The organism is Bacteroides thetaiotaomicron VPI-5482 (genome assembly GCF_000011065.1).
Classification (GTDB): domain Bacteria; phylum Bacteroidota; class Bacteroidia; order Bacteroidales; family Bacteroidaceae; genus Bacteroides; species Bacteroides thetaiotaomicron.
On the sequence record NC_004663.1, the window covers coordinates 3505929 to 3518155 of the forward strand.

Annotated in this window: 7 protein-coding genes; all 7 read left to right on the forward strand. The window is 44.8% G+C overall.

Features of this window, described 5'->3' with window-relative positions:
• Position 1: 1 nt before the first annotated feature.
• The 7 genes from BT_RS14295 to BT_RS14325 all read left to right on the forward strand — a co-directional run bounded on the left by BT_RS14295 (position 2) and on the right by BT_RS14325 (position 11710).
• A complete protein-coding gene (locus BT_RS14295; RefSeq protein WP_008761944.1) occupies positions 2 to 1759 on the forward strand; it encodes a RagB/SusD family nutrient uptake outer membrane protein in 1758 nt (585 codons plus the stop codon).
• Between the two features lie 29 nt (positions 1760 to 1788).
• The gene (locus tag BT_RS14300; RefSeq protein ID WP_011108499.1) at positions 1789 to 4569 is read left to right on the forward strand and encodes a SusC/RagA family TonB-linked outer membrane protein; all 2781 of its coding nucleotides are present in this window, start codon (positions 1789 to 1791) and stop codon (positions 4567 to 4569) included.
• Between the two features lie 22 nt (positions 4570 to 4591).
• Entirely contained in the window at positions 4592 to 6313 is a 1722-nt protein-coding gene (locus tag BT_RS14305) for a RagB/SusD family nutrient uptake outer membrane protein (RefSeq protein ID WP_008761942.1), read from the forward strand.
• Between the two features lie 31 nt (positions 6314 to 6344).
• Positions 6345 to 7823, forward strand: coding sequence for a BACON domain-containing protein (locus BT_RS14310; RefSeq protein WP_011108500.1), 1479 nt, complete (start codon positions 6345 to 6347; stop codon positions 7821 to 7823).
• Positions 7824 to 7850: 27 nt separating this feature from the next.
• Positions 7851 to 9326, forward strand: coding sequence for a BACON domain-containing protein (locus BT_RS14315; RefSeq protein WP_008765315.1), 1476 nt, complete (start codon positions 7851 to 7853; stop codon positions 9324 to 9326).
• Between the two features lie 93 nt (positions 9327 to 9419).
• Positions 9420 to 10541 carry a DUF4971 domain-containing protein gene (locus BT_RS14320; RefSeq protein ID WP_225011825.1) on the forward strand — a complete coding sequence of 374 codons (1122 nt, stop codon included), beginning with the start codon at positions 9420 to 9422 and terminating at the stop codon, positions 10539 to 10541.
• Between the two features lie 125 nt (positions 10542 to 10666).
• A complete protein-coding gene (locus BT_RS14325; RefSeq protein ID WP_011108502.1) occupies positions 10667 to 11710 on the forward strand; it encodes a glycosyl hydrolase family 18 protein in 1044 nt (347 codons plus the stop codon).
• Positions 11711 to 12227: the final 517 nt, after the last annotated feature.

Genomic DNA, 12227 nt, shown 5'->3' on the forward strand with positions numbered 1-12227 from the left:
TATGAATAGAATAATAAAAGGACTCGGAATAGCATTGGGTTGCGTACTGATAGCCTCCTCCTGTTCTGAAATCAGCTTCGGGGATAAATTTCTGGGCGACCAGCCTGAGAGTTCCGGAGCGACTACCGAAGAAATGTTCTCTTCGAAAATAAATGCCGAAAAGGTGCTGACCAAAGCATATACCGGATTACCTTATGGGCTACCGACCGGCTCTGACTACAAATTGGGTGTGAACATACTTGAATCAATCACAGACTTATGTTATAGTTTCCGTGATAATATCAGTGACGGTCCTGTCAAGCTCTATTACAACGGAGCACTCAGCGCCAACAATGTTCCCAAAAATTCCGCTTACCGTTATGGAAGCAAATCCGACTGGACTACAATCCGTTATGCCTGGTTGTACATTGAGAACGTAGAAAAAGTGCCCGACATGACAGCCAGCGAGAAAAGCGAGCGGATCGCGGAAGCCAAAGTTTTGATCTCCCTCTGCTATTTCGAAATGCTGAGATATGTAGGCGGTGTGACATGGCTGGACCACTATGTAGACGTAAACGAGACAATGAATTTCCCCCGTATCACTTTTGCCGAAACGGTAGAGAAGATCGTAGGATTGCTCAACGAAGCCATCAACTCCAATCTGGCCTGGAAAGCCGAGAAAGCAGATGACGGACGTATGACCCTGGCAGGAGCGATGGCATTAAAGTTCAAGGTATTGCAATGGGCAGCCAGTCCGACTTTCAACTCAAACACTAAATGGCATCCGGAAGCAGACGAATATACCTGTTACGGAAATTACAGCGACCAACGATGGAAAGATGCCGCCGAAGCAGGCGCAGCCTTTTTCACAGAATTACAAAAACGGCACGAATACGAACTGATTCAACCTACGGAAGAGACGCACCGGGCAAGACGTCTGGCCTATCGTCAGGCCTACTACAACCGCGGCGGAACAGAAATATTAATCTCTACCCGTCAAGGATATGGCTCCGATGTTCACAGCAGCTTTATCGGCCAACGTTATTACAGCGGCCCTACATTGAACTATGTAGATATGTTTCCGTGGGAAGACGGAACTGATTTTCCGGCAAATTTCGACTGGAAGTCACCCTCCAAGCAACCGTTCTTTACAAAAGGCGAAATGGTGCCCACCCGCGACCCACGTCTGTATGAAAATGTAGCTTGTCCCGGAGACACCTACTGCAACGGAACAACAGCTCCTGTTTATATCAACCATGCCGACTACAAAGACGGTAGCGGATTCCTGATCATGAAGTACATCTTACAGGAAAACAACGATCGCGAAGGTCCGGTACAATGGTCACACACCCGTCTGGCGGAAATCATGCTGGGATATGCGGAAGTACTCAACGAAGTCAACGGACGCCCTACCGACGAGGCTTACAAAATGGTAAACGATGTACGAAAGAGAGTAGGTCTGCCGGAACTTTCCAAGACGATGAATCACGATCAGTTCCTCGAAGCAGTACTGAGAGAAAGAGCACTCGAATTAGGATTTGAAGAAGTACGCTGGTTCGACCTCGTTCGCAGAGACCGTCAGAGCGACTTCAAGAAGAAGTTGTACGGACTCAGAAGCAGAGGTAACGACCTGAACAATCCGACTGAGTTCACCTTCGAGAAGATCGAACTGGGAGACCATTACTGGGCTACCAACTGGGATACCAAGTGGTATCTGGCTCCGATTCCTCAGGAGGAAATCAACAAGCAATATGGAATGACCCAAAACCCGGGCTGGTAAATGACACGTTAACTAATATCGTTTGAACAATGAATAAAATAAATTATATATTAATCACTCTGCTCCTGGGAGGTTCGGTATCCCTGAATGCACAGACATCGAAAGCTGCTTCGGAAATGCAGCTGGCAGATACACTGAGCATCGGCTACCAGATGAACGTATCTTCCCGGACCAGCAGTTACTCTATCAACGGAGTCAATGCTTCCGCATTCGAAAAATCCCCGTACATAGATATCAGCAAAGCTTTGTATGGAAAAGTGGCAGGTCTGAATGTATATCAGGGTACAGGCTCGTCAGCCGATAACGTATCCACCCTCTCTATACACGGAAATGCCCCGCTAGTATTAATTGATGGTTTCCCACGTGATATCAGTGACATCACTTCGATGGAAATCGAATCATGCTACGTTCTGAAAGATGCGGCAGCCGCTGCTCTCTACGGTATGCGTGGTGCGAATGGAGTAGTACTGATCACGACTAAACGCGGAATAAGCAATGGTCTGAAGGTAAATGTGGACTATAATTTCGGTGTCAATACCCAATTCCGTTCTCCGGACTTCGCAGATGCCTATACGTATGCGAACGCTCTTAACACCGCATTAAGCGGAGACGGTCTGCCTGCACGCTACAATGCGCAGGAACTGGATGCTTTCCGGACAGGAATCTATCCGTATGATTATCCGAATGTAGACTGGTGGAATGAAACGCTGAACAACACAGGATTGACCCACAACCTGAAAATGTCTTTCAGCGGAGGTAGTGACAAATTCCGTTTTTACACGGTAGTTGACTATTACCGGGATCGCTCCATGTTGAAGAAAAACACGGAAGATACACGTTTCGACACTACACCTACAGACACACGTCTGACCGTACGTACCAATCTGGACGTAAAAGTGACGGAAAGCACATTGCTGAAAGCCGGCATTGTAGGCAGACTGAAAGAATTCAGAGGTACCCGCTATGGACGCAGCGCTATTTTCAACAAAATCTATGGCATTCCATCCGCTGCATTCCCCATTCGTTATGAGAATGGCATTTATGGAGGTAGTTCTGTGTACGGAACCGGTAATCCGGTAGCTCTGTTGAAAGACTACGGACACATCCGTAACGTATACGGAACACTACTCGCCGACCTAAGCATCCGTCAGGATTTAAGTGCATTGACCAAAGGGCTGGCAGCCGAAGCATCCGTCTCTTTCGATAATATCGGAGGAATGAATGAAACCACCAATAAAGAGTATCGTTACATGAACAGCAATGCAAGTATCACCAGCGATGGTACACTGGTGACAACTCCTGCCATTTATGGTACAGACTCCGAAACACTGGGACATACACAGCCTTTCGAAAGGCTGATGCTACGCAGCGATTTCCAGGCAAAGGTGGATTATAACCGCACTTTTGGCAAACATCAGGTGGGAGGAGCATTGATTTATGATATGCAGTCTGTTGTCAAAAACGGCAGAAACAACTCTCAGAAGAATCAGTCTGTGCTGGTGAACGCCACATATACTTACGACAACCGTTACAGCCTCAATGCCGTATTTAACCGTTCGGGATCAGCTTACCTGCCCGACGGAGACAAATACTCGAACTATCCTGCCGTTTCCGCTGCATGGATCGTTTCCAACGAAGCATTTATGGAAAAGGTGACACCGATCAATCTCTTTAAGATTCGCGCCTCTTACGGTCTGTCCGGATGGGACGGCAATCTGAGCCACGAACTATGGCGTCAGTCTTATGGCAGCGGCGGTGCCGGTTATAACTTCGGAGTGAATGCCGGAGGACAGTCCGGTGGCAGTGAAGGCGATCTGCCGGTTATCGGCCTGGTAGCGGAAAAATCACAGAAAGCGACTTTCGGATTTGATCTCGCTGCTTTTGATAATCGTTTGAATGCAACAGTAGAAGGTTTCTACGAAAAACGTTCGGATATACTTGTGTCAGGTGCCAATTCTACTTCCGGTATTATCGGTATCACAGTAGGTCAGGTGAACGAAGGAATCTATAAATACAAAGGAGTGGATGCTTCTTTGAGTTGGAATGATAAGATCGGTGATTTCCATTATGGTATTGGTGCTAGCATGTCATATCTGAATACAGAGGTAGTCAATGTAAACCAGGCATATCAGGAATACGACTACCTGTATACCAAGGGCAACCGTATCGGACAGATGTACGGCCTGGAAGCTATCGGCTTCTTCAACAGCCAGCAGGAAATCAACAACAGTCCGCAACAAACCTTCTCGGACGTAGCTCCCGGTGACGTGAAATACAAAGATCAGAACGGTGACAACCGCATCGACGAGAAAGACATTGTGAAAATGTTCGGTTCATCTGTTCCACGCTTCTATTTCGGATTCAATCTGAACTTCTCATACAAGAGACTGGAGCTTTCCGCTGATTTCCAGGGAATGACCGGAGTCACTGTTTCATTGCTCAACAGTCCGCTTTATAGTCCACTTGTAAGCAATGGCAACATTTCAAATACATTCCTGAATGAAGAAATAAGCTGGACACCGGAGAATAAGACCAATGCAACCATGCCGAGACTGACTACTCAAGAAAACTTGAATAACTATCGCGCCAGCTCACTGTGGTACCGTGACGGTTCATTCCTGAAACTGCGTAACCTATTGGTAGCTTATACTTTCCCGAAATCGCAGACTCGCTTTGCCGACCTGAAAGTATTCGTACAAGGCACCAATCTGTTCTCATTAGACAATATCCATTTTGCCGATCCGGAACAACTTGGCATCGCTTATCCGTCGACAAGAAGTTATTGGGCAGGTATCAAACTTAATTTTTAATGCAAAGTAACAAATGAACATTATGAGAACCAAATACATACTCTTAACCATTTTGTCTTCGTTGGTCTTTGCTTCGTGCAACTACCTTGACTTTGATGAAACGAACAACCTGAAGACAAAAGAAGACATGTACAAGTATTTCGGTACAAGCAAATCAATGCTTACCCACGTATACTCATACATGCCACAAGGCTACCAACTGTTTGCGACCTCCGGCGGAATTTTCACCGAAGACAGATATTCCATGCGCGACTGTGCCAGTGATGACGGCGAATTCGGAGCCTATGCAGATAATATCCAGAATACCAATAACGGTAACTGGTCGCCTATTAAAACTTATGACGATTCATGGACCCTGTATCGCGGTATACGTGCTGCCAACAGCTTTATAGCAGAGATTGCCCAAGTGGACTTCACACGCTACGAGCACGACGGACAATATACAAACTGGATGAAGCAGCTGAAATATTTCCCTTACGAAGCCAGAGTGCTGCGGGCACACTACTTCTTTGAACTGGCACGCCGCTACGGTGACATCGCCATGCCATTGGAAGTACTGACTGAAGAGGAAGCCAATACAATCGGCAAGACACCATTCAGCGAAGTTATCAGCTTCATTGTCAGTGAATGCGACGACGCTGCCAATAACTTGCCGGACAGCTATGTAAACGAACCGGGAGCAGAAATCGGCAGAGTGACCAAAGGCTTTGCAATGGCAGTAAAGTCAAAAGCACTGCTATATGCTGCCAGTAAGCTACATAATCCTTCTATGGATACCGAATTGTGGAAAAAGTCTGCCAAAGCAGCAATAGATATTATCAACACAGGGCTTTACTCTCTCGACCCCCAGGAGAGTGCCAACAACCTCGACTCAAAAGAAGTTGTACTGATGAGGATCAATGGTGATGACTCGGACTTCGAAATGTTTAATCTCCCGCTTCGCATGACTGCGGGAACACGCACTTCCAGTCTTATCCCATACAGCAATTACCCATCACAAAACCTTGTGGACGCATTCGAGACAGTCAACGGTTACAAAGTAACCCTAGAAAACACAGGATGGGTTTGCGAAGACCCTGCATTTGACCCGCAATCACCTTATGAGAATCGTGACAAACGTTTCTACCGCGCTATTCTTGCCAACGGAATGTCGTTTAAAGACTACACCATTGAAACCTTCAAAGGTGGCGCCGACGACGGAATCGTATCACAAGGCGGTTCACCGACAGGATACTTCCTGCGCAAGTACATTCAGGAAGCTACTAGCTTTGAACCGGGTAAAGAAGCTGTCAGCAAGCATCATTGGGTGATTTACCGCTATGCGGAAACATTACTAACGTATGCGGAATCTATGGTCAACGCTTTCAATGATGTCAATTACACAGATGAGACTTATAAGTATTCTGCTCTGTGGGCTATCAATGAAGTGAGAAAGAATGCCGATATGCCGTTGATTCCTTCCATGGGAAAAGATGAATTCATGGAACGCCTGTACAATGAATGGCGTGTAGAGTTTGCTTTCGAAGATCATCGTTTCTGGGATGTACGGAGATGGAAGATTGCCGATACTACCCAACGGGAACTATACGGAGTAAAGATCGAGAAGCAAGCGGACGGTACGTTCAACTTCTACAAGAACCTTTACGAAACCCGTAACTGGAGAGATTGCATGTATCTGTATCCGATCCCTCAAAGCGAACTATACAAGAATACAAACTTAAATCCTCAAAACACAGGATGGTAATTAATTGTCTAATCTAATATTTAAAAGATATATGAAAAAGTTATATAGCAACACGTTAATGCAACTGATTCTTGCACTGTGCACATTCAGTTTTGTAGCATGCCAGGAGTTTGACATCGACTCACAGCCGGAAGGTCCTCTCAATATCCAGATAGATGCTTTGGAGTCTTATACTGCTTTGGCAACTTCTCCAAGCAATGTAGTGTTCAACATCAGCTCCAACACTCCCTGGACGATCGAAAGTGACCAGCAGTGGTGCAAGCCGACTCCTTCGATGAGTGCAGCCAGCTCACTTGTGTCGGAGATTGTGGTGACAATGGAAAACAATACAGGAAAGAAAGCACGTACAGCCAAACTGACTATCAAGGCAGAAGGCGTTGAAGGCACCAAGGTAGTTACTATCGAGCAGGCTTCGAAAGAAGATTTAGTAGTAATTCCTTACGACCAGATTGTGCCGACAGTAGGTGGAACCATCTCTTTCAATATTGTGTCAAACAAGCCATTCCAAATAATTCCTTCCACACAGTTTGTAGAACAAATCTCTCCGGCTTCGGGCGATGGTAATGAAGATGGCAACAAAATTCCCATAACCATCACAATACCAGAAAATACAGGAGGTGTAAGAACAGCTGAAATCACTGTCAAGACAGAGTTTCAGGAGAAATCATTCACCATTACACAAGACGGTATCATCATCGAGCCCAAGAATGAAGAAGAAAAAACCAACCAACTGAATGGCATGGGCGGAGAGAAAAACATCGAAATCAACTCCAGCGTAGAGTGGAAAGTAGAGGTTCCTGCCGAATTTAAGGAATGGCTAAGTGCCGAAGCTGATGGTAATAATCTGACGCTTAAAGCAGGATACAACAATTTGTTTATTACAAGAGTGGGACATGTGTTGCTTTATCCCAAGAGCAATGTTCCGGGATTTGAAGGTGTACCCGTTGAAGTGAGACAGCCTAGAAATATGTGGGCAGACGGAGCCGAAGATATTGACCCGGAAACAGGATATGCAACCATACGAAGCAATGCGCAAAATAGATATGTGCCCAACTTCTCTTATGGAAAGGGGAAAATCGTTTGGAACTTTGAAAGCGTCAATATGCCTGCCGGAACGGATGGATTCCTTTACCTGAATGGTGACACATGGCACTGGAATGGTGCAGCAAACGGTGCAGGTTGGATACAAATCAGAATTTATCCGCAAGATTCAACAACAAAATCCAGTTTTAAACTTCACTACGACTGGACAGCTGAAGAATTTACGCTGGAAGAAAGCATGAACGACATCAAAACCATTGAGTTAGATACCAAAGTTGATCCGGAAGACGCGACAAAAGTAAACGTAACATTCTCTATCAACGGAAAAGTATACTATTCCGGTAAGAAACACAATGCCTTTGACTTGGATGGACATAAAGGCGTAATATTCTATTCCGGATTCAGCGGTCCATTCTCACCGGAATGTACCATCGTCTTTAAGTCGTTAGACTATGAAGTTTATGAATAAATGTGTAAACAATAACTTGAAGTGTTTATGAAATCTGATAAATTACATAAAATAGCCTTCTTAGGACTTTTCACACTACTGGCAGCAGTTCCTGTGTTGCAAAGCTGTGATGACGATGAGAAGCAAAAGGCTGTCGACCTGCGCTACCGTGTAGAAGACTCATATCTACTACCCGCCGACGGCACAACCGATGAACTGAGCGTCACTTTCCAGGTGAAATCAACCGATCCATGGGAAATATTCGGAGAAAACAAAGGTGACTGGTATGCCATTTCACCAGCCACGGGTGATAACCCGGAAAAGACATACGATGTAACCATCAAATGTGAGGAAAATACCAGCTTGGACGATCGTACTGAGGTCATTAACATCAAGAGCGATTATTGGACCGGTAAAAAATTCACACTGACTCAAAAAGGTACTGCCTACTTAGAGTACGAAGGAGTGGATATGATTGAAAAAAACGGAAATGTGCCCGAAGTGTTCAGTGTGCTTAGCAATCAAAAGTGGACAGCCAAGGTGACTGATGGAGAAGAGTGGCTTTCCATCAGTCAAGGAGCTTCCGGAATGGAAAACGGTACAGTGGAACTGAAAGCAACCCCCAATACCGGTGCCATGCGTTACGGAGTGGTAACTTTATATGACCGCAATGGTGACAAACAACAGGAAGTGAACATCACCCAAGATGGTGTACAGATTGAACCCGCACAGCCCGAAAACGGCAAGTGGTATGAAGTGGAAGCTGTGGGCGGAAAGCTGACTATTCACGTAGTAGCCAATTCACGCTGGGGAGTTACGAAAGAGATTCCGTCAGACGAAACATGGTATGAATTTGAGCAAACCGAATTTAATGGAAGTGCCGATTTGGTTATCAATGTAGCAGAATACAGCACTAGCTCTTCGGTACGCAACGGAACCATCATTCTCTCTTCCCTCAGTGATGAAGAAGGAATAGAACCGGTGACTACTACCATACGAATCAAACAAGCCAGTTCAGAATCATCAAGAACTACCGTGAACGAAGAAAACAGAGAGGTGAGCGGAGATTATTACTTTGGCAGCCAACTGATGCCTGGACGATATAATATCTACATCGGACCGTTCAACGGCAACATGAATATGTTCTTCATGATTAATGCCACTCCGTGGACCGAATTCCGTTGGCACGTGGCAGGCGGAAAGAGTGACCTCAGCACTACTCCATGGAGCCAGAAAGTATTTAGCGGTGCAGCCGGAACGGTGAAAACACTGGATACGAATGCTGACAATAAGTTGGGATGGAATATCCTGCAAGAAGAAAATGAAACCGGTACATGGATTAGGGTAGAATGGTACCTCAACGATGAGTTTATCATTTCCACTATCTCCGATGGTACCCAGGACTGGAAAGTACCAGGAAATATTCTTGTTGAGAAAGGTGGACAGATCATGGTGCGCTGCAACGATGGCACACTGCCGCTACGCAAATGGGAATACATCGAACCGCTGAAGTGGGGCGAATAGCCAACGTAACATTGACAAAGAAAAAGTACCTGCCTGTACAAACTGGCAGGTACTTTACTACCAACGTAAAATAATGAACGAACCAAAAAAGTTATGATGAAAAGAAAAATATTACTTATACTGAACATGGCAATCATCGGATTTTCCACTGCTGCCTGTTCGGATGATGAGACCAATTACATCACTCCGGAAAAGAAATATCCGCTCACTGATTTTGCCGTAGCAGTAAATAATGTGTCAGCGAATACGACTTCCTATTATCATGGGAAGATAGACCAGACAACCCACAGAGTGGAAATCGGTACGATCGAGGATGCCAATACCATCACCGGCGTAGACTATACGCTAATGAGCGATGGAGCCACCATCTCACCGGACCCGGCAACATTTGTACACAACTGGAAAAAAGAGCAGACAGTGACCGTCACCACCGAAGACAATCAAACAACGACCTATACTATCGTACTGACCAAGTTTGACGACACCATGAAGGACGTTCTCTTCATGGACGAGTTCGATGTGGACGGCAATCCGGACCCGACCAAATGGGTACTCTGCCAGAAAGCAGGCTCCGACTGGAACGACGAAATGTCCGAAAGTTATGACCAGGCTTACGTAAAAGACGGCAGACTTATACTGAAAGCCGAAAAAATAGGTGATGAATACAAAGCCGGCGGTATCGAAACGCAAGGTAAGTTTGACTTCACCTTCGGACGGGTGGAAGTAAAAGCCAAAATCACCAGTTACCCCAATGGCGCATTCCCCGCTATCTGGATGATGCCGAAGAAATATATCTATGACGGATGGCCGAATTGCGGAGAAATCGATATCATGGAACATGTGAAACAGGAATCCGCGATCCATCATACGATACATACTCACTACACGTATGATTTGAACATCAAAGATCCGTCCAACACCGCACAAGTAACTTGCAATTATCAGGATTGGAACATCTACGCTTTAGAATGGAGCGAAGACAAACTGACTTTCTTCGTCAATGGACAGGAGACTTTCTCTTACTCAAACCTGAAACTGGAGAATGAAGCAGAAATGAAGCAATGGCCGTTCACAAAAGATTCTTCATTCTATCTCATCCTGAACATGGGATTAGGAGGAGACAGACCGGGCTCATGGGCAGGTCCTATCGATGATGCCAACTTACCTGCCATCATGGAAATTGACTGGGTAAAAATAACCAAGTTAGATAAATAGGTTTTAAGGTAGGAGCCAAGGTTTTTAGGAACTTCTAAAGAAGGAGGAATGGAAGTATAGAGACTATTCAAAACTTTCATTCCTCTATTTGTTTTCGGGTATTAAATCTTTTTTACTTATTAAACATGAAACATGTATTATACGCATTATTAACGGCTGTAAGCATTTTATTCACTAGTTGCGGACCCTCTTCTAATACCAACAACCCACAGGTGCCCAATGTGCCTCAACCGCAGCCTCAGCCCCAACCGGAAGTCACCCAGAAAGTAGTTATCGGCTACCTTGCGCTTGACGACTGGGAGTTTGAAAGTTTATTTCCTACGATAGAATGGAAATATCTGACGCATATCAATGCCAGCTTTGCAAGAGTAAAAGCAGACGGCACTCTAAACATTAATCCTGTCCGGAAGAGAATTGAAAGTGTACGTGAAACGGCTCACAAGCATAATGTCAAGATTCTGATATCTTTGGCTAAGAACAGTCCGGGAGAATTCACTACCGCCATCAATGATCCGAAAGCCAGAAAAGAACTGATACAGCAGATTATTGCATTCACTAAAGAATATAAACTGGACGGCTTCGACATCGATTATGAGGAATATGACAACTGGGATAAGAATTTCCCCTCATTATTGGTTTTTGCCAGAGGTTTATACCTGGCAAAAGAGAAAAATATGCTGATGACCTGTGCCGTCAACAGCCGCTGGCTTAATTACGGAACCGAATGGGAGCAATACTTCGACTATATCAACCTGATGAGTTATGACCGGGGAGCGTTTACCGATAAACCGGTCCAGCATGCTTCATACGATGACTTTGTGAAAGACCTCAAATACTGGAATGAACAATGTCGGGCATCCAAAAGTAAAATAGTGGGAGGACTTCCTTTTTATGGATATTCCTGGGAGGAAAGTCTGCAAGGCGCAGTGGATGACGTTCGTGGAATCCGCTATAGCGGCATACTCAAACATCTTGGAAATGAAGCAGCGGACAAGGATAATATAGGCAAGACTTATTATAACGGCCGCCCTACTATAGCCAACAAATGTAAGTTCATCAAAGAAAACGACTATGCCGGCGTGATGATCTGGCAATTATTCCAAGATGCCCACAATGATAACTATGACTTAAAGCTCATAAACGTTGTAGGCAGAGAAATGATGGAATAGACGAGATATACCGCTTTCTCTTATGCAGAAGACCCTATCCTGTTGTGCTTTTCACCTATTGTTATCAGATTTTTAATAGGAGATCTTCATCGTTCCACTCGAGTGATCTGATCTCATCACTAGAGTGAACAGATTTCTCCACTCTAGTGGCAAGATCGTTTCACCCGGGTGGAACGATGAAGATGTCGGTAAGAAAACATAAGTATATAGGCTTGATATGGCAAAGATATAAGGTATCCGAGCTACAAAGTACCTATTATTTGAAACTGATATATGAGATATTAACCCTCAAAAGGCAGACAGTTTTACCTACTTACGCAAGGAAAGGGAATGAGAGATGAGCAAAAAAGGAGGAGAGATAAGCTAAATTGAAGGCATTTTGCGTAGAAAACAATGAGAGATACCTTATAGAAGAAGTATCTCTCATTGTATATCACACTGATTATATGCTATTTACCTCATATAGAATGAGAGTATGAGACTAATATTTATTTTTTTATTTCTAGTATATGTTCCT